The 19172-nt window shown below is 45.5% G+C and carries 14 protein-coding genes and 1 pseudogene; 10 read left to right on the forward strand and 5 right to left on the reverse strand.

Annotation, left to right across the window (positions count from 1 at the left end; translation table 11 throughout):
* Together IM477_RS22970 and IM477_RS05965 are read right to left on the reverse strand one after the other, a co-directional pair.
* Positions 1 to 56: helix-turn-helix domain-containing protein (locus tag IM477_RS22970; protein WP_353845532.1), on the reverse strand; the 56-nt coding region annotated here is incomplete at its 3' end.
* A 76-nt stretch (positions 57 to 132) separates the two neighbouring features.
* Positions 133 to 492: pseudogene (locus tag IM477_RS05965) on the reverse strand (alcohol dehydrogenase catalytic domain-containing protein); the annotation flags it as partial.
* A gap of 204 nt (positions 493 to 696) precedes the next feature.
* Between IM477_RS05965 and dnaK the strand changes: the two are divergent.
* The 4 genes from dnaK to rsgA all read left to right on the forward strand — a co-directional run bounded on the left by dnaK (position 697) and on the right by rsgA (position 5453).
* Positions 697 to 2745, forward strand: a complete 2049-nt coding sequence (dnaK, locus tag IM477_RS05970; protein WP_287730916.1) for a molecular chaperone DnaK — start codon at positions 697 to 699, stop codon at positions 2743 to 2745.
* Positions 2746 to 3027: 282 nt separating this feature from the next.
* The gene (gene dnaJ / locus IM477_RS05975) at positions 3028 to 4152 is read left to right on the forward strand and encodes a molecular chaperone DnaJ (RefSeq protein WP_287730906.1); all 1125 of its coding nucleotides are present in this window, start codon (positions 3028 to 3030) and stop codon (positions 4150 to 4152) included.
* A 2-nt stretch (positions 4153 to 4154) separates the two neighbouring features.
* Entirely contained in the window at positions 4155 to 4376 is a 222-nt protein-coding gene (locus IM477_RS05980) for a sulfurtransferase TusA family protein (protein WP_287675355.1), read from the forward strand.
* Positions 4377 to 5453 carry a small ribosomal subunit biogenesis GTPase RsgA gene (rsgA, locus tag IM477_RS05985; protein WP_287730907.1) on the forward strand — a complete coding sequence of 359 codons (1077 nt, stop codon included), beginning with the start codon at positions 4377 to 4379 and terminating at the stop codon, positions 5451 to 5453.
* A 137-nt stretch (positions 5454 to 5590) separates the two neighbouring features.
* On the opposite strand, the gene IM477_RS05990 is transcribed toward rsgA, so the two are convergent.
* Positions 5591 to 6790, reverse strand: coding sequence for an acetate and sugar kinases/Hsc70/actin family protein (locus IM477_RS05990; RefSeq protein ID WP_287730908.1), 1200 nt, complete (start codon positions 6788 to 6790; stop codon positions 5591 to 5593).
* A 55-nt stretch (positions 6791 to 6845) separates the two neighbouring features.
* Here IM477_RS05990 and IM477_RS05995 point away from each other — a divergent pair, with 55 nt between their 5' ends.
* From IM477_RS05995 to adhE, 6 genes are all read left to right on the forward strand, one after another.
* Positions 6846 to 7553, forward strand: a complete 708-nt coding sequence (locus IM477_RS05995) for a Crp/Fnr family transcriptional regulator (protein ID WP_287730909.1) — start codon at positions 6846 to 6848, stop codon at positions 7551 to 7553.
* A gap of 192 nt (positions 7554 to 7745) precedes the next feature.
* On the forward strand, positions 7746 to 8084 hold the full coding sequence (gene cutA, locus IM477_RS06000; RefSeq protein WP_287730910.1) for a divalent-cation tolerance protein CutA: 339 nt from the start codon (positions 7746 to 7748) through the stop codon (positions 8082 to 8084).
* Positions 8085 to 8258: 174 nt separating this feature from the next.
* Positions 8259 to 10964 (forward strand): phycobilisome rod-core linker polypeptide, encoded by a 2706-nt coding sequence (locus IM477_RS06005; RefSeq protein ID WP_287730911.1) that lies wholly within the window; start codon positions 8259 to 8261, stop codon positions 10962 to 10964.
* Positions 10965 to 11064: 100 nt separating this feature from the next.
* Positions 11065 to 12303 (forward strand): ATP-binding protein, encoded by a 1239-nt coding sequence (locus IM477_RS06010; protein ID WP_287730912.1) that lies wholly within the window; start codon positions 11065 to 11067, stop codon positions 12301 to 12303.
* Positions 12300 to 12812 (forward strand): hypothetical protein, encoded by a 513-nt coding sequence (locus IM477_RS06015; protein WP_287730913.1) that lies wholly within the window; start codon positions 12300 to 12302, stop codon positions 12810 to 12812. Before IM477_RS06010 ends, IM477_RS06015 begins: the two co-directional genes overlap by 4 nt.
* A 464-nt stretch (positions 12813 to 13276) precedes the next feature.
* A complete protein-coding gene (adhE, locus tag IM477_RS06020; RefSeq protein WP_287730917.1) occupies positions 13277 to 15943 on the forward strand; it encodes a bifunctional acetaldehyde-CoA/alcohol dehydrogenase in 2667 nt (888 codons plus the stop codon).
* Positions 15944 to 16113: 170 nt separating this feature from the next.
* Here adhE and gloB read toward each other — a convergent pair whose 3' ends face one another.
* Both gloB and IM477_RS06030 read right to left on the reverse strand, forming a co-directional pair.
* The gene (gene gloB / locus IM477_RS06025) at positions 16114 to 16887 is read right to left on the reverse strand and encodes a hydroxyacylglutathione hydrolase (RefSeq protein WP_287730914.1); all 774 of its coding nucleotides are present in this window, start codon (positions 16885 to 16887) and stop codon (positions 16114 to 16116) included.
* Positions 16888 to 16932: 45 nt separating this feature from the next.
* Positions 16933 to 18783 carry a polysaccharide deacetylase family protein gene (locus IM477_RS06030; RefSeq protein ID WP_287730915.1) on the reverse strand — a complete coding sequence of 617 codons (1851 nt, stop codon included), beginning with the start codon at positions 18781 to 18783 and terminating at the stop codon, positions 16933 to 16935.
* Positions 18784 to 19172: the final 389 nt, after the last annotated feature.

The following is a 19172-nucleotide window of genomic DNA, read 5'->3' on the forward strand; positions in this document are numbered from 1 at the left end:
AATAGCGACTCTTGTGTTGGTGTGGGGTAAAATCGAAACGAATAGGCTTTTTCCATACCTCACATTTTAGCATATATTTCGTAAATGTGCTAATATTTAACAGTAAAGCCGTCGTAGAACGACGGGGTTTCAGACCCAAAATTTTCGATGAGCGCGGACTCTGTCGGCAAAACCACCATGGCGACCGACGATAGTTCCTCCGGCAGTGGCACAAAGGTTTTGATCCCCTGACATACAAGTTTCACAGGTCGAACAGGAACGGGAAAACCAACCAAGACCGACTCTTTGCCCTATCTTTAATTCTTTGACTTTAGCACCGAGAGCGGCGATCGTGCCGACCACTTCATGACCGGGGACAAAGGGATAGGTGGTCAGTCCCCAATCGTTATCGAGCATACTTAGGTCACTGTGGCAGATGCCGCAATATTCCACCTCGATTTCCACATCTTCATCCGCTAATATACCCGGATCGTAGTCAAAAGGCTCTAGTTTTCAAGGTGCGTTCATCGGTTGATGACTGGGTTTTTTAAGCGGTTGCTTACCCGGCCCCCTATTCTTAATATCATACATCATATAAAGTCGCCCTCAAGGGGCGAGGCTTTAAACCCAATTTTTCGGTAAAAAGCCCGTTGCCGATTTTGGGATAATTTTTGTCAGCGATTGTATCCTATTAACTATAGTTATTATCAGAGCGTCATGGGAAAAGTCATCGGCATCGACTTAGGGACAACCAACAGTTGTGTTGCGGTACTTGAGGGAGGTCAGCCGATTATAGTTACTAACTCGGAAGGGGGAAGAACAACTCCTAGTATCGTGGGATTCGGCAAGGCCCAGCGCCTAGTGGGACAACTGGCCAAACGTCAAGCGGTCACTAATGCCGAAAATACCGTCTATAGCATCAAACGCTTTATCGGTAGGCGTTGGCAAGACACCGAGGTAGAAAGGGGACGAGTTGCCTATCATTGCCAACGCGGTCGCGATGATACCGTCAATATCAAAATTCGCGATCGGGAATTTACCCCCCAAGAAATCTCGGCCATGATCCTGCAAAAATTAAAGGCCGATGCTGAGGCCTATCTGGGAGAACCGATTAACGAGGCCGTGATTACAGTTCCCGCCTATTTTACCGATGCCCAACGTCAGGCCACTAAAGACGCGGGGATAATCGCAGGACTAGAAGTATTAAGAATTATTAACGAACCCACCGCCGCCGCCCTGGCCTACGGTTTAGATAAACAAAACGAAGATCAACATATCCTCGTTTTTGACCTAGGGGGAGGAACCTTCGACGTTTCCATCCTGCAACTGGGAAAGGGAGTCTTTGAAGTGAAAGCCACCGCCGGCAATAACCATCTTGGGGGGGACGATTTTGATAACCTCTTAGTGCGGTGGCTGGTGGAGAACTTTCAAAGCCAAGAAAACATCGATCTGTCCAGCGATCGCATGGCGATCCAAAGACTGCGAGAAGCCGCCGAAAAAGCCAAAATCGAGCTTTCTAGCCTGATTACCACCTCGATCAATCTCCCCTTTATCGCCGCCGACGAAACCGGTCCTAAACACCTAGAATTAGAACTAACTCGCGCTAAATTCGAGGAATTAACCAGAGAATTAGTGGAAAAAACCCTCGAACCCGTACAACAGTCCCTCAAAGATAGCGAACTGCAGCCTAGCGATATCAATCGTGTCATTCTCGTCGGCGGTTCCACCAGAATCCCCGCCGTACAGCAATTAATCTCCCGTTTCTTTTCTGCAGGCCAGATCGATCGCTCTGTTAACCCCGATGAGGCCGTTGCTTTGGGGGCGGCGATTCAAGCTGGAGTTTTAGGTGGAGAAGTGGCAGATGTCCTCCTCCTCGATGTCACCCCCCTTTCCCTCGGCATTGAAACCCTCGGCGAAGTCTTTACCAAAATTATCGATCGCAATACCACTATCCCCACCAGTAGATCTCAGGTTTTTTCCACCGCTGCCGATGGTCAAACTTCGGTGGAAATTCATGTTCTGCAAGGGGAAAGGGCCATGGCCCGGGATAATAAAACCCTCGGTAAATTTCTCCTGACGGGAATTCCTCCCGCCCCTAGGGGTATGCCACAAATCGAAGTGGCCTTCGAGATCGATGTTAACGGCATCTTGAAAGTGGCCGCCAGCGACCAAGGCACCGGCAAAGAACAAAGCATTTTAATTAGCCATACTGGAGGGCTGAAACCGAACGAAATTGAAAAAATGCGCCTAGAAGCCGAAAAATACGCCGAATTTGATCGCAGTCGTCTGCAAATGATCGATATTCGCCACCAATCCGATAGTCTTTTCTATAGCTACGAAGTCACCCTCAGGGAAAACAGTGAGTTAGTCGCCCCCGATATCCGGCAACTGGCCGACCAGAAGCGACAACAGTTGGAAATCGCCCTGCGCGACCCTTCCATATCCCCAGAAAAGCTAAAAACCATCCTGGAAGAATTTCGTCAGATTGTCCTCGAAATCGGTACCCGCATCTACAGGGGTAAACAAGAGGACACCCAAATCCTCAACGGTACTGGTTTTGAATCGATCGATGTCACCGAAAAACTGACCCGACCCACCCGCATCCGGACCACTCCCCCCAATATCTTCGCCGACGGGCAAACCTTCTCCCACACTAGAACCAGAACCTATAGTAATCTGGAAACTAAATTCAGCGAATCGGGCAGTGATGATCACCCCTACGATGGCGAAGAAATGAGTGCCAGTGACTACGAGGCCGTAGATTAAAAAGGGAAAAGCTATCAGCCTTTTCAGTGATCAGTAATCAGTAATCAGTAATCAGTGATCAGATGTGAGTTTTCAGCTTTTTTCTCCCCTTCTCTCTGCTCCCTTCCCCACTACCCCACTTCCCCACTTCCCCACTTCCCTATCACCCCACTTCCTTATCACCCCACTTCCTTACCAAAAAAATAGTAGGGATAACCCAACTAAACTATTATGTATAGTTTGTTAAAGTAACAACTAGACTTAAACTTTATTTATAAATTGCCAGCAGAACCATAGTCCCCTATGCCCACTGATTACTACGAAATTCTAGGTGTCTCGCGAGATGCCGGCAAAGAAGACATCAAACGCGCCTATCGTCGTCTCGCCCGAAAATACCATCCCGATGTTAACAAAGAACCAGGAGCCGAGGAACACTTCAAAGAAATTAACCGCGCCTACGAAATTCTCTCGGAACCAGAAACCCGCAATCGTTATGACCGCTTTGGTGAAGCTGGGGTTTCTGGGGGCGCTGCCGGTTTTGATCCCGACAATATGGGCGGTTTCGCCGATATCTTTGAGACAATCTTTAGTGGTTTCGGGGGCATGGGCGGCCAAGCAACCGCCCGCCGACGCACAGGCCCTACCCGGGGCGAGGATTTACGTCTCGATTTTAGACTAAAATTCCGCGAGGCTGTCTTTGGCGGCGAAAAGGAAATCCGTATCCGTCATCTGGAAACCTGTCAAACCTGTAAAGGCAGTGGGGCCAGACCAGGAACCAGTTCCCGCACTTGTACTACTTGCAGTGGTACTGGTCAGGTGCGTCGCGCCACCCGTACTCCCTTCGGTACTTTTGCTCAAGTTTCGGTCTGTCCCACCTGTGACGGTGCTGGCGAAGTGATCGAGGAAAAATGCGACGTTTGCGGCGGTTCCGGACGCAGACAGGAAACCAAAAAACTGAAAATTACCATCCCCGCGGGGGTTGACAACGGCATGAAATTGCGCGTTGCCCGGGAAGGTGACGCGGGACTTAAAGGCGGGCCGCCGGGGGATTTATTCGTTTATCTAACCGTGGAAACAGATGCAGAATTTCAACGGGAAGGCAATGATATTAAATCGAATATCTCGATTAGTTATATCCAAGCGATTTTAGGATGTACCATCAAAGTTAATACTGTAGATGGCCAAGAAGACCTGACTATCCCTGCCGGTACTCAACCGAACACCGTACTGATTTTAGAAAATAAAGGGGTTCCCAAATTAGGTAATCCCGTCAGTCGCGGTGATCATCGCATTACCGTTAAAATCTCGATTCCTACCCGTGTCGCCGGAGAAGAACGGGAATTACTGGAAAAATTAGCAAAAGTTCGCGGGGAAACCGTGGGGAAAGGCGGAATCGAGGGATTTTTAGGTAATATCTTCCATAAATAACTATGACTTTAGACCTGCGCGGCACTCCCTGCCCAATTAATTTTGTCCGGACAAAATTGCAATTAGAGAAAATGCCCGCCGGGGAACGGTTGGAAGTCTGGTTAGATGCCGGGGAACCGGTCGAACAGGTTCCCACTAGCCTGACAGTGGAGGGTTATCAGATAGAATCGATCGAAGACCGAGATAGTTTTTTTGTTCTCAAAGTCTATCGCCCCGATTCCTAAATGGTAGATGCACAATTAACCGATTTATACGGCACAGTGGTAGCCGTACAGGCGAATTTCTATCAGGTACGCTTGGATTCTCCCGTTATCGGCGAGAATCTTCTCTGTACCCGTCGCGCTCGCTTGCAAAAAATCGGTCAATCGGTGATGGTTGGTGATCGGGTGCGCGTGGAGGAAGCCAATTTTGATGATCGGCAGGGTGCGATCGCAGAAGTCCTCCCCCGCAGTACCGAGATCGATCGGCCGGCCGTTGCCAATATCGAGCAGATTTTGCTAGTTTTTGCCCTTGCTGAACCCGTCCTCGATCCTTGGCTGATTAGTCGTTTTTTGGTGAAAGCCGAGTCCACAGGCTTAGAAATTGCGGTCTGTGTCAATAAAATCGATCTGGGGGAACCGGAACAAATAGAGATCTGGGGCGATCGCCTAGCTGGTTGGGGATACCGGCCTTTTTTTGTCAGTGTGGAGAAAAATAGGGGATTTGAGGCTTTATTGGCACAATTAAACCATAAAATCACTCTCTTGGCCGGTCCATCGGGGGTGGGAAAATCGAGTTTAATTAATTGCTTAATTCCTGAGATTAATCAACGGGTGGGGGATGTGTCGGGAAAACTGCAAAAAGGTCGTCACACTACCCGTCATGTGCAGTTATTTGCTTTACCAAATCGGGGTTTATTGGCCGATAGTCCGGGGTTTAACCAACCGGATATTAAGTGTTTACCGGAACAATTAACTTTTTATTTTCCGGAAGTGAGACAGCGTTTAGCTTTAGGAAATTGTCAATTTAATGATTGTACTCACCGTCGGGAACCTAACTGTGTGGTGAGGGGAGATTGGGAACGTTACCAACATTATTTAGAGTTTTTAGAAGAAGCGATCGCACGAGAACAGTCATTACAGAAAACTAGCACAAAAGAGTCAAGTTTAAAGTTAAAAATTAAAGAAGCAGGTCAAGAAACCTACGAACCCAAATTAGCCAATAAAAAATATCGTCGTCCTTCCCGTCGCGGCAAAAATCAAGATCAGGAACGCTACGAAAATAAAACTCTCCAAGATATTTATAATGACGATTCTGAATAGAATGGGTTAAGTTGGGTTTACGGCAGTTATCTTATTGGTGAGATACGAAGTTTTCCTTTTAGTATTCCCCACAATTACCCTAAAAATTCTATTCACACCTAAATTTTGACTTTTGACTGATGCTGAAGTTGATGTTTTTAAGCATTATTGACCTTCTCACCTCTAAGAGCCGAAAATAAACAGAGACGACCCAAACCCAAGATTGCTGGTGAGAAGGTTTCCTGACTGGGGGCCTCTAGATTGCAACCGGCAAATTCTTGCTGTATTTCTGTTAGAAAATAAGGCCAAATGGTTAAGAAAAAATTACCGCTAAAAATTATTTGATCGATATCTTCAAGACTTTTTTGCTGTTTTTCTAACAAATCATTAATTTTTTGTCTTAAATTATCTAGATATGGTATAATGACCTTCTTATTTAAATCGGTGTGACTGACCGTCCAAGTATGACCGGCTAGAGAGGAGGTAAATTCGCTTTCTTCTTGAAGGATTAATTTAGTTAATCTAGCGGCTGCCAGTAAAGATTTTTTTAAGGGATTAGTATCGGTGAGATCGGAGCGGGAAAGAGGCAAAAAAGAACGCCAGAGAGGATAAATTAAGTGAGAGAGTATGGCCCGTTCATAGGTGTTTTCCCCGTAGTTAAAATGGCTCAGAGCGATCGCTTGACGGGATAAAGAGCGAGTTTGCGGTGGGACTTCCACTATTGCTAAAGTGGTGGTCTCCCGCTTCCCTTCAATAACCAGTAGGGTTTGGGGTTGGGGTTGGTCGCTAGTGGGAATATGGGCCAGAGCAGTAGCGAGCGCTGTTTCTAGACTAGATAGGCGATCGGGGGGTATTAGTTGCGCTGTGAGAAGGGCTTTTTTCAGGTCATCCGTGGGGGTTTCCCCGTCATCGGTGATAATAATAGCTTCTAATCGCTCTAGGGCTTCCCAGAGCCAAGAATCGGTGCTAAAATCCCGATTAGATAGCCAACTAATTAGATATTCTTCCACCTGAGAGCAGGGTAAGAGATCGCTTGTTCCCGTTGCCAGACTCCAAGAAAGAGGATAAAAATCGATCAGTCCCTGGCTTTCCCGAAAAAAGACAACTTTCACCCCCTCTGGTTGCACCTCCATTCCCAGGGACCAACGGGCAACTTCAGGGGTTGGAGCGGGCAACAATAAGGGAGAAAGCATCACTCTGGCCGATTCTAAATGTTGACGAGTGGCGATAATTGTCTCGGAAGTAACTTCTTGCGGGTTAACTAGAGAGGAAATCACCCCAGAAAGAATCCGATCGATCTCGGTCAGTAGGGAGGAAAAATCCTGTTTATCGGTCACTGGATCATTAAAAATACCCACAACTTTCCATTGTAGAATCACCTGCCTAAAACGAACAAAATTTAAATATTAAACCATGGAACAAAAACGCTATCCTGCGGAAAAATCAGCAGAGATTCAAAAATTATTAGATACAGCCACTTTATTTGTCGGTTTGCCCCCTGAAACCCTCGATCAAGTTACTTCTCATGCTGTCACCCGCACTCATCCTGCTAATCGGGCGATTTTATTAGAAAATGATTGGGGTGGTTCGGTTTACTTTATTCTGGATGGTTGGGTGAAAATTCGTACTTACGATATGTCGGGTAAAGAAGTCACCTTAAATATCGTCGGTAAAGGGGAAATAGTCGGAGAAATGGCCGCTTTAGACGAATCTCCCCGCTCCACCGATGCTATCACCTTAACCACGGCCACAATTAGCAGTATTCCCGCCCAAGATTTTGTTAATCTGCTCAAATCGGAACCTTTAGCGGGAATTCGTCTTTCTCAGTTAATGGCCAAGCGTTTGCGTCAACTTAACCGGCGTTTACGTTTGCGCGAGGCCGATAGTCTCTCCAGAGTCGCCGATACTTTACTCTTTTTAGCCGAAGGTCAAGGAGAAAACAGCTGCCAGGGTACGGTAATTCCCAATTTACCTCACCGGGAATTGAGTGGTATTAGTGGCCTGGCCCGGGAAACCGTGACCCGATCCTTGACCAAATTGGAGAAAAAAGGCCTGATTCAACGACAGCAGCAATCTCTCTGTATTCCCGATCTGGCCGCTTTAGAAAAAACGATCGCCTAAATTCAGTAATCAGTAATCAGTAATCAGTAATCAGTTATTTGTCGATTAACTGGCCATTTTTCTAGTTATCATGACCATTATACTAAATCCGGTTATTAAAGACTGATTATTTATCCCCCCTGTTGCCTGTTGCCTGTTGCCTTTTGCATGAGTGCCTATCTTCACTAGGAAATTTATTTTGCACGATTACTTATGACTGAAAGATTAACCAGTTTTGGATTGGTGCTGGTGACAACAAGCAGCGAAACGGAAGCGGAAAACTTAGCGATCGCCTTACTTAACGAGCGCTTGGCAGCTTGTGTCAGTATTTACCCGATTCGTTCCATTTATCGTTGGCAGGGACAGATTGAAAACGAGCGCGAATGGCAATTAGCGATTAAAAGCGATTTAAAGCAGTTTGAGCAGTTATCGGCGAAGATACAGGAACTTCATACCTACGCCGTCCCAGAAATCATCGCTTTACCGATTGTGGCGGGTTCTCAGACCTATTTAGACTGGTTAGCCTCCCATACGGGTAGGGTGTCAGAATAGACCAATCGGCAACTTTAGCGAGAAAAATCTATATAATTCTTAATAAACTATCTCAGGAAGCACAAAAAGTTTTACTCTAGATGCTGATTAAATTTTTAAACATCTGGTTTTAAGACCGATCGCCTCCACGATTGGAGAACTCAGCACATCGTCAAGGGAGATAGTTAAAATCCAATGAGTCTTAAGGCAAGCGGTGGCAGCTCCTTAGCGCGTCCCCAACTCTATCAAACCGTCCCAGTATCTGCCATTACCCAAGCAGAACAACAAGACCGCTTTCTCGATAAACCCGAACTCAATGAACTGATCGCCTACTTCCAATCGGGGAGCAAGCGCTTAGATATTGCCCAAACGCTCACCCGGAACTCCGATCTGATCGTCTCACGGGCAGCTAACCGGATTTTTACCGGTGGTTCACCCATGGCTTACCTAGAAAAACCCCCCGTGGAAGAAATGGCCCTGGTGGGTGCGGGTAAAGTTACCAACGTCCTGGAAGGGATGAAATTAGGAACCGTTACCTACGCTGAAAGCGGGGCTGGTGGCGGCAGTGGCCTTCTCGGTGGCTTAAAAGGGATTTTCGCCTCTAGCGGCCCGATTCCCCCCGGATTCCGACCGATCAACGTCTCTCGTTACGGTCCGAGCAATATGCAGAAGTCCCTCCGGGATTTATCCTGGTTCCTGCGTTACGTTACCTATGCGATCGTGGCCGGCGATACCAGTATCCTGATCGTTAATACCCGCGGTTTAAGGGAAGTTCTCGAAAATGCCTGTTCCATTGATGCCACCATCGTGGCCCTGCAAGAAATGCGGGCCGCTTCGATCGAGTATTTCCAGAGAGACAAGGATGCGGCCACTTTAATCAGTGACTATTTCAATATCCTACTGGGGGAATTAAAAGCCCCCACCCCCTCTAATAAACTGCGTCAGCGTCCCAGTAGTGACCAACAGGGTTTAAGTCTTCCCCAAAGCTACTACAACGCCGCCGAAAAACGGCAAAAGTTTGTCATGAAAACCGGTTTATCGGAGTCGGAAAAATCTTCGATTATCAAGGCCACCTACAGACAAATTTTTGAACGGGACATCACTCGCGCCTACAGTCAGTCCATTTCTGACCTAGAATCGAAGGTGAAAAACGGCGACATCTCGATGAAAGAATTCGTCCGTCGTCTCGGTAAATCGCCTCTCTACCGTAAACAGTTCTTTGAACCTTTTATCAATAGTCGCGCCCTAGAATTGGCTTTCCGTCATTTCCTCGGTCGCGGTCCTTCCTCCCGGGAAGAAGTGCAGAAATACTTCTCGATCGTCTCTAGCGGCGGTTTAGCGGCGTTAATCGATGCTTTAGTCGATTCTCAGGAGTATTCCGACTATTTCGGCGAAGAAACCGTTCCCTATCTCCGGGGTTTGGGTGCAGAAGCGCAGGAATGTCGTAACTGGGGGATGCAGATCGACCTGTTTAACTACAGCGCACCTTTCCGCAAAGTTCCCCAATTTATCACCACCTTTGCTAAATACGATCGCCCCTTACCGGATCAGCACGTTTACGGTTCCGGAAATGATCCCCTAGAAATCCAATTTGGGGCAATTTTCCCGAAAGAAACCCGCGAACCTAGTTCTAGTCCCGCTCCCTTCGGTAAAGATACCAAACGTATCCTCATCCACCGCGGACCTGCCACTAATAACCAAAATAGCAACCCCGGAGCCAGAGGTGAATTCCCCGGTACTTTGGGACCGAAAGTTTTCCGTCTCAATAACGAGTTACCCGGTTCTAGCAATGGGGTAAGCGTTAAATTTGGCGAAATTTCCACCCAAAGAGTGATTTTAGCGGCTTATCGTCAGGTTTTCGGTCGAATGCCCTACGAAGGTCAGCGTTTATCCGTGGCCGAGATTAAGTTAGAAAATGGCGATATTACTCTGCGCGAGTTTATCAAAACCCTAGCTAAATCCGAGACTTTCCGGAAAATCTACTGGACTCCTCTCTATGTGGTGAAAGCGATCGAATATATTCACCGTCGTCTGCTCGGTCGTCCCACCTACGGTCGTCAGGAAATGAATCAATACTTCGATCTTTGCTCGAAAAAAGGCTTCTATGCTTTAATCGATGCCCTTATCGACAGTCCTGAATATACGGAAGCTTTTGGTGAAGATACGGTTCCCTACGAGCGCTATCTAACTCCCCAAGGGATGCAGTTACGGATGGTGCGTTTGGGCAATCTCCGCGAAGATATCGGCCAAAGAGTTGATAAAGAGGAAACCCCGCGCTTTATTGAATTGGGTACACCTTCGGTCTCGATTCGCACTGAACCCGATATTCAATCTCGTGTCGGTCAAGGTGTCACGGTTCAACGGGAACAAACTAAGATCTTTAAACTGTTAACTAATCTGGATAAAGTTGCCGTACAAAATACTGTTCGCGCCGCCTATCGTCAGATTTTTGAACGGGATCTCGAACCCTATATCATCAATGCCGAATTTACCGCTTTAGAGAGTAAATTAAGCAATGCTGAGATCACGGTGAAAGAGTTTATTGAGGGTTTAGGTGGTTCGGATCTTTACCTGAAAGAATTCTATGCTCCCTATCCGAATACGAAAGTAATTGAATTGGGAACCAAGCACTTCTTAGGTCGCGCTCCCTTGAATCAAAAAGAAATCCAGAAATATAACCAAATTCTGGCAACTAAGGGATTAAAAGCCTTTATTGGTGCCATGGTTAATAGCATGGAATACCTACAATTATTTGGTGAAGATACGGTTCCCTATCGTCGTTTCCCGACTCTACCAGCCGCTAATTTCCCCAATACGGAACGGTTATACAATAAGCTGACTAAACAGGACAGTGAACTGGTTGTTCCCAGTTTTAAACCAGTAGTTAAGGTCGGTGGCTAATTAGTCCTTGAAGTTAGTTAATTTAGCTCGTGTTAAACACGAGCTTTTTTCGGGACAAATTACTGGCCAAAATTTATCATCGTCAATCAAGGGGGTAACAATGAGCCAAATTAAAGTTAAAAACTTCGGTCCAATTAAGGCGGGTTTACTAGAAAATGATGGTTTTATCGACGTTCGGAAAGTAACGATTTTTATCGGTAATCAAGGCACTGGAAAAAGTAGCATTGCTAAATTAATATCAACATTAAGCTGGTTGGAAAAAGCTCTATATCGTGGGGATTTAGAGGAAAAATATGTGACTAAATATAATCGTTTTGTTAAATCTTTTTGTCAATACCAAAATTTAACCAATTACTTTTTACCCGAAACCCAAATTGAATACAATGGAGATGTTTATCGAATTAGTTTTGAAAATGCTAAATTATCGATCGAACGTACTGATAATTCAAAGTATCGAGTACCAAAAATTATGTATGTACCAGCAGAGCGAAACTTTTTGAGTGCAGTAAGATGGCCAGAAAAACTCAAAGGACTGCCAGAATCGTTATATACTTTCTGGGAAGAATTGGATCGCTCACAACAGGAATTATCTGGCAGTTTGACTTTGCCAGTAGGTGAGGTTAAATTGGAATTTGATAAACTCAATAGACTGGCCAAGATTGTGGGTAGTGATTATAAACTAAATCTATCAGAAGCTTCCAGTGGTTTTCAGTCTTTTGTTCCTTTATTTCTCGTTTCTCGAAATATTGCTTTATCGATTAATCGAACTCAAGAAACTTCCGGCAATGAACTCAGTGGAGAGGAGCAAAAAAGATTAAAAATGGAAATCGAGAAAATTCTCTCTAATGACAATCTTTCCGATGAACTAAAAAAGGCGGCACTAGAAGTGTTATCTTCTAAATACCGCAATGAGTGTTTTGTAAATATTGTGGAAGAAATCGAGCAGAATCTATTTCCTCAATCTCAGAAAAAGATTTTATATAAATTATTTGAATTTGCCAATTTAACCCAGGGAAATAAACTAATTTTAACTACTCATAGTCCTTATATTATCAACGATCTAACCCTAGCTATCAAAGCAGATAAAGTTATCAAAAAAATCCTATCATCAGCGATTTCTAACGCCGATTATCTCCAAGAAAAGCTCAACCAAATTGTCCCAAAAGCCTCTTGTATAGCGGCAGAAGATGCTATTGTATATGAATTAACAGAGCAAGGAGAAATCCGAGAACTTGCTACATATAAGGGTTTACCTTCTGATGAAAATTATCTCAATCTTTCCCTAGGAGAGACAAATCAGCTTTTTGATGATTTACTGGAAATCGAAGAACAGTTATGAAGATCAATTTCTTTGATAAAAAATGTCAGAGTCAAACCCATCGGCATGAATTTGGAATTTGTGATCCGCCATTTCCCCCAGAAACTCCCGCTTATTTAGATACAGAAAATCCCAGGGATTGGATTGCTATTGTGGAAAACTCTCAAGAAATTGAAGTGACATTTACTGCTATTGATAAATGTATTGAAATTAGAAAAGTCGATGGTAGTGGTGGTATGGATAAACGCTGTGATGGAATGCTGACCTATGCTAATTGTTTGATTTTTGTAGAATTACAAGAACGAAGGGGGAAAAATTCGGGGTGGGTAGGAGACGGAGAAGAGCAACTAAGAAACACAATTCGGGTATTTATTGAAAATCATGGTATAGAGGATTATTCGTCTAGAAAAGCCTACATTGCCAATAACAAAAAGCCTACCTTTCAGACTTCACAAACGGAGAGGATGGAAAAATTTCGCCAAGAAACTGGGTTTAGATTAATCATTCAAAACACCATCAAAATTGAGTGATTTAATTCTCTTTGATTCGGTGGCTCTGAAGATATTTATTTTCTAGAGTTTAGAGATATCCTAGTTTGATGTTGAATCTCACCCTGAATCCGTTGCCAAGCTGTGATCAACTTTAAACTTTTCACTCAAGGAGTGCGGAATAGAACCAGCTTCTCGAACACCAGCTTGAATTTCTGGTAACTTGATCATTGAGTCTCTGTCCTCAAACTTTTTCTAGGTACTGGTCAATCCTAATTTATACTAAATCCAGTTATTAAAAACTGATTATTTATTCTCCCCTTTGCATGAGTGCCTCTTGCATGAGTGCCTGTCCTCATATGTTACCTATGCTCAATGGATTTAGGATTAGTATCCTATAATACCAATGCTTAGGAAACTATAAAGAAAATCCCAAGATTAAGCGAATCCCCTGCCGAAAAACGCTAGAGTAGAATAAAATGCCTAATTTTATCTACAAAATTGTTATGACAGTTACCAATAGACAAGAGCTAGAAGAACTCATTCAACAGGTAAAAAAAGCTCAACAACAATTTGCCAACTATAGCCAAGAACAAGTAGATCTTATCTTCAAAAAAGCGGCCTTAGCAGCCAACAACGCTCGCATTCCCCTGGCTAAAATGGCCGTACAAGAGACAGGGATGGGGGTAATAGAGGATAAAGTGATTAAAAACCATTTTGCCTCAGAAATCATCTACAACAAGTATAAACACAGCAAAACCTGCGGCATTATCGAAGAAGATAAATCCTTTGGATTGCAAAAAATCGCCGCACCCGTGGGCATTTTAGCGGGTATCGTACCCACCACAAATCCCACCTCTACAGCCATTTTTAAAGCCCTAATTGCCCTGAAAACCCGCAACGGCATCATTTTTTCCCCCCATCCGCGAGCGAAAGACTGCACCATCGCGGCGGCCAAAATTGTCTTGGAAGCGGCCGTCAAAGCGGGTGCGCCGGCCGGTATTATTGGTTGGATCGATCAGCCATCGGTGGAACTTTCCCAAGCATTAATGCAACATCCCTGCATTAATTTAATCCTCGCTACCGGCGGTCCCGGTATGGTAAAAGCGGCCTATTCTTCGGGAAGACCTTCCTTAGGAGTCGGTGCCGGCAATACTCCCGCTTTAATTGACGAAACCGCTCACATAAAAATGGCCGTTTCCTCGATTATTCTCAGTAAAACCTTCGATAACGGCATGATTTGCGCCTCGGAACAATCGGTAATCGTTGTCGATAGCATCTATGAAGAAGTTCGACAGGAATTTATTGATCGCGGGGCCTATCTTCTTTCCCCCGAAGAAAGGGAAAAAGTCGCCGAGATTCTCCTAAAAGATGGTCATATCAACCCCGATATCGTCGGGCAACCAGTGGAAAAATTAGCCGCCATAGCGGGAATTTCTGTTCCCGAAGATACCCGATTACTAATCGGAGAAGTAGAAAATATTGGTTTAGAGGAACCATTTTCCTACGAAAAACTCTCGCCAATTTTAGCTATGTACCGAGCGAAAGACTTTGAAGATGGGGTAAAAAAAGCCGAAAAACTGGTCTTATTTGCGGGTCGAGGTCATACGGCCGTGCTTTATACCGCACCCTCAAATCGGGAACATATTAAACGCTTTGAAGACAACGTAGAAACAGCCCGGGTATTAATTAATACCCCTTCCTCCCAAGGTGCGATCGGTGATATCTATAACTTCCGTCTCGATCCTAGTTTAACCCTCGGTTGTGGCACTTGGGGCGGTAATTCCATCAGTGAAAACGTCGAACCTACCCACCTATTAAATATTAAAACCGTGGCCGAGCGCCGGGAAAATATGCTTTGGTTCCGAGTACCACCAAAAGTATATTTTAAATACGGGGCATTACCCGTCGCTATTCGGGAATTAGCCGGCAAAAAACGGGCCTTTATTGTCACCGATAAACCTCTTTTTGACCTAGGAGTTACCGCAGCTTTAGAGGAAGTTTTAGAAGAAATCGGCATCACGGTTAATATCTTTTATGATGTGGAACCCGATCCTTCCCTAGAAACCGTCGAACGGGGGTTAAATGTCATTAATACCTTCAATCCCGATGTAATTATCGCTATCGGTGGCGGTTCCCCGATGGATGCGGCCAAAATCATCTGGCTACTCTACGAGCATCCAGAGATAGAATTCGAGAGCTTGGCCATGCGTTTTATGGATATCCGCAAACGAGTCTATGAATTGCCCCCTTTAGGTGAAAAAGCTCTGATGGTGTGTATTCCCACCACTTCGGGAACAGGATCAGAAGTGACTCCCTTCGCCGTCGTGACCGATCGCCGTAATAATATTAAGTATCCTCTGGCAGATTATGCTCTAACTCCCAGCATGGCCATCGTCGATCCAGAATTAGTGCTAAATATGCCGAAAAAATTGACAGCCTACGGCGGAATTGACGCTTTAACTCACGCTCTTGAGGCCTACGTCTCGGTTTTAGCCTCAGAGTACACCAATGCTCTTGCTCAAGATGCCATCCGACTGCTGTTTAAATATCTGCCCAGTTCCTATCATAACGGAGCTAAAGACCCCAAAGCGCGGGAAAAAGTCCATTACGCGGCGACAATGGCCGGAATGGCCTTCGCTAATGGCTTTTTAGGCATCTGTCACTCCATGGCCCACCAATTGGGGGCAATTTTCCACATTCCCCACGGTCTGGCCAATGCCTTGATGATTTCCCACGTTATCCTCTATAATGCCACCGATGCCCCCTTTAAACAGGCCACCTTCTCTCAGTACAAATATCCTAACGTGAAGTGGCGCTATGCCAGGATCGCCCATTCTCTGGGATTGGGGGGAGAAAGCGAGACCGAAAGTGTGGAAAGATTGGTATTAGCGATCGAATGTCTAAAACGGGAAATCGGTATTCCGGCCAGTATTAAAGAGGTAATTCCCGAAACTGAAGCCGAATTTATGGCCAAATTAGACCATTTAGCCGAACAAGCTTTCGATGATCAGTGTACCGGAGCCAATCCCCGTTATCCCCTGATCGAGGACTTAAAAACCCTGTTAATCCAAGCTTATCACGGCACTCTGCCCCTAGAGGTGGCGGTAAATGGTCACGGTGATGTCAGTCTTGCCGATTTGAAGTTAGCTCCGCAACCCTTGAGCTTGTAGGGATAGATTTTGCCTTTGATCCCCCCTACCCCCTAGTAGGGTTGATTCATGAATCAACCCTACTATAAATCAACCCTACCCCTACCCCCCTTAATCAGGGGAGATCCCCCCTACCCCCCTTAATAAGGGGGGATTTGACAGTTTTTAACACCTACCTACTCAGCCACTGCTTAAAAATTATCCTTTTTCCCCCGCAGCCGTGCAAACACTTGTACTGGTTCGCTGCTATCCATGGTCATGGCCAAAGCGGGACTATCCCAGCGCAAAAAAGGATTAGTCAGCTTTTCCGTCCCCAAAATTGCCGGAATCGTGGGAATATCTTGAGCGCGATTTTTCTCCACTTCCCGATAACGCTGTTGCAGAGCAGCATTATTAGGGTCAACTGTCAAGGCAAACTTTAAATTATTTAACGTATATTCGTGAGCGCACCAAACCCTGGTCTGGTCAGGCAGCGATCGCAATTTAGTTAAAGAAGCCACCATTTGGCCCGGTGTTCCCTCAAATAAACGACCACAACCCCCGGAAAACAGGGTATCACCACAGAATAACTCGCCGTAATCTCCGGGGTTAACCGGGGGAAAATAATAGGCAATATGAGCGCGAGTGTGGCCGGGGACAAAGAAAACCTCGGCCCGGCGACCGGCAAATTCCACCCAGTCCCCCTCCTCTAAAAACAGCTGCTGGCCCGGAATGCGACCGCGATCCTCCTTTCCTCCATAAACACAAAGATGGGGATAACGATTAATTAAAGCCTGATTAGCCCCCACATGGTCGCCGTGGTGATGGGTATTGAAAATAGCGACTAAATCCACCTGTAAAGCCTCTAATCGCCTGAAAACCGGTTCAGGTTCCGCCGGATCCACCACGGCCGCAATTTTTTGCGCTCGATCGTAGAGGAGGAAAATATAATTATCGGAAAGGGCGTTAAGACGTTCGATCTCCATGGTAGAATCCTGGGCTAAGGTTTAACTCGATCATATAGTGCTAACCTAACTCCCCGCAGCACAGGAATCGGCGAAAATTACGCAGGGAATCCCCACATGATTAATGGGAACAATATAGGTTTCTGTGGGGGGAAATAAAGCGACAACGTGGGGAACAGGACGGGGAGTATAATGCACTTGCGATTGACCTTGATAAGCGAGGGAGGTGCTTGCTCCTGAATCCAACATCACCGCCTCCCGAAAACCTGCCTGTACTAATAATTCTCCCAAAGCCATCGAATCGATCGGGTCTCTGGAAACCCCGATTACTGGCTGTCCTGCCTGATTAATCCCCCAAAAAGCCCGGTGACGCAGGGCATCAAAACCGTAAAGTGTACCAAAGGATTCTCGCGATTGCGGTTGTCCATCTTTGACTAACCAAGCGGCCGCGACAAAAGCATCCGTAACCTTGAGATCATCTCCGGCCTCCGCTGCGATTCCTTCTAGGGTATTATGACGGGCAGGATCAAAAGGAAGATAACGCACCCATCGATCGGTAATGATTACTAAAGGACGACCCTCTAACTTGCCGATTTCACCTTCGTATCCCGGGATAAAGCCGCCATTTTCGCTTAAAACCGGCCCGATCATCTGATTTGAGTCCAATTCCTTGAGAGAGAAAAAACCGCCATCTACAGCCGCGATCGCTTCTGTGCCGGCGATAATTTCCTCCACTTGATAGCGACTATCAGCGTGGATAGTTTTGGGAATACCGCCACTAATCAGAACAAGTGTATTGCTTGGGAATTCCACTTCCCGTTTTTGGATGGTGGTGGCAAAGTTAAAACCGCCATCCCTACGGGGTAAGGGATCACCCCCCCAAGCTTGCGGGACAATTTCTCGCGTGCGCGATTGTCCAAAGCGTCCAATAGTGAGTAAATTGGGGGATTGTCCAGCAAAATGCTCATCGAGGTCATTCATCGATAAAGCCGCCCGATAACCCGCTTTTTTGACGAATTCCTTCACTCGATCGTCCGCCTTCCCTTCCGGATAGGTGAAATAATTAATCGGAATACCCAATTCTTTTTCTAAGATTTGTTTCGATTGCTTGACTTCTTGCTCCAAATCTGCATCGGATAATAATCTTAAATCCCGGGGATGACTAACACTATGGGAGACAATTTGTACTAGAGGATCGGCGGCCATTTCCTGGAGTTGCTGCCAAGTGACACTGGTTCTGCCGGTTTTTTGAGTCATTTTATTGATATAAATCGAGAAAACGGCGGGATAGTTATATTTTCTCAATAAAGGATAGACATACTGGTAATGTCCCCCATAACCATCATCAAAAGTCAATAAAACCGGTTTAGCGGGAAGGGGGATACCTGTCCGCAGATGGGAAATTAACCAATCGATACTGATAGGAGTTGCCCCGATTTCCTGCAAAAATTGAAAATGGGCCTCTAATTCGCCGGGAGTAACATCAAAAAATACCTCTTTTTTTGGTAAAATGTCGTGATACATTAAAATCGGTACTTTTGTCTCTTGAGCGCGGGGATGAATTTCCGGCCAGGGGGCCAATTCGAGCGCTGTTGCCGAGTTATTTTGCCAATTATCGAGACTAATATCGTTTTTTTGGAGAGATAGGGGAACAATCACGCGATCTGATAAGTTTTTATAGGTTTTACAATCAAAAACTCTTGATATATCCTTAAAAGAACTATTCTCTAGGACATAATCCGCGCATTCCGGTTGAAACTCCCTAAAAGGTGCGGGGAAAGAATCACCCCCCACCAGAGCATTAGAGCGAGGATAGAGAGAACTTGCCCAAATAATCAGACAAACGACGATAAATGCCAAAAATCCGTATAGGGGAAGGAAGGGAAACGAAGATTTTTGCCGAGCTTGCCAACGCATAAGATCAAGTAATAAAGTAAAAAGTGAAAAGTAAAAAGTAAAAAGTAAAAAGCAGATAGGCCCTGAGTTACCGAAAAAACTGCCTTTTATCTAGATTTTTGGCTTTTGTTTTCTCGTCAGCAAAGCCCACTGATTACAAGCTGAGTTTCCCTGTAATCCGTTCCCTTGTCAAGTTTTCTAGAACACCCTCATCAGTTATCAGTTATCAGTTATCAGTTATCAGTTATCAGTGAGCAGTGAGCAGTGAGCAGTGAGCAGATTTGAGTTTTCAGTGGACAGTGGTAATCAGTGAGCAGTTGTCAATAGACTACCTTTATTGATTCTCCCTATTTCCCCATTTCCCCATTTCCCCATTTCCCCATCCCCCCACACCCTACACCCCACACCCC

Source organism: Microcystis sp. M090S1 (assembly GCF_020246295.1).
GTDB lineage: Bacteria > Cyanobacteriota > Cyanobacteriia > Cyanobacteriales > Microcystaceae > Microcystis > Microcystis aeruginosa.

Bases quoted from the DNA above. Each gene is read 5' to 3' on its own strand.
- dnaK (WP_287730916.1), top strand. From the start codon at position 697: ATGGGAAAAGTCATCGGCATCGACTTAGGGACAACCAACAGTTGTGTT.
- dnaJ (WP_287730906.1), top strand. From the start codon at position 3,028: ATGCCCACTGATTACTACGAAATTCTAGGTGTCTCGCGAGATGCCGGC.
- IM477_RS05980 (WP_287675355.1), top strand. From the start codon at position 4,155: ATGACTTTAGACCTGCGCGGCACTCCCTGCCCAATTAATTTTGTCCGG.
- rsgA (WP_287730907.1), top strand. From the start codon at position 4,377: ATGGTAGATGCACAATTAACCGATTTATACGGCACAGTGGTAGCCGTA.
- IM477_RS05995 (WP_287730909.1), top strand. From the start codon at position 6,846: ATGGAACAAAAACGCTATCCTGCGGAAAAATCAGCAGAGATTCAAAAA.
- cutA (WP_287730910.1), top strand. From the start codon at position 7,746: ATGACTGAAAGATTAACCAGTTTTGGATTGGTGCTGGTGACAACAAGC.
- IM477_RS06005 (WP_287730911.1), top strand. From the start codon at position 8,259: ATGAGTCTTAAGGCAAGCGGTGGCAGCTCCTTAGCGCGTCCCCAACTC.
- IM477_RS06010 (WP_287730912.1), top strand. From the start codon at position 11,065: ATGAGCCAAATTAAAGTTAAAAACTTCGGTCCAATTAAGGCGGGTTTA.
- IM477_RS06015 (WP_287730913.1), top strand. From the start codon at position 12,300: ATGAAGATCAATTTCTTTGATAAAAAATGTCAGAGTCAAACCCATCGG.
- adhE (WP_287730917.1), top strand. From the start codon at position 13,277: ATGACAGTTACCAATAGACAAGAGCTAGAAGAACTCATTCAACAGGTA.
- gloB (WP_287730914.1), bottom strand. From the start codon at position 16,887: ATGGAGATCGAACGTCTTAACGCCCTTTCCGATAATTATATTTTCCTC.
- IM477_RS06030 (WP_287730915.1), bottom strand. From the start codon at position 18,783: ATGCGTTGGCAAGCTCGGCAAAAATCTTCGTTTCCCTTCCTTCCCCTA.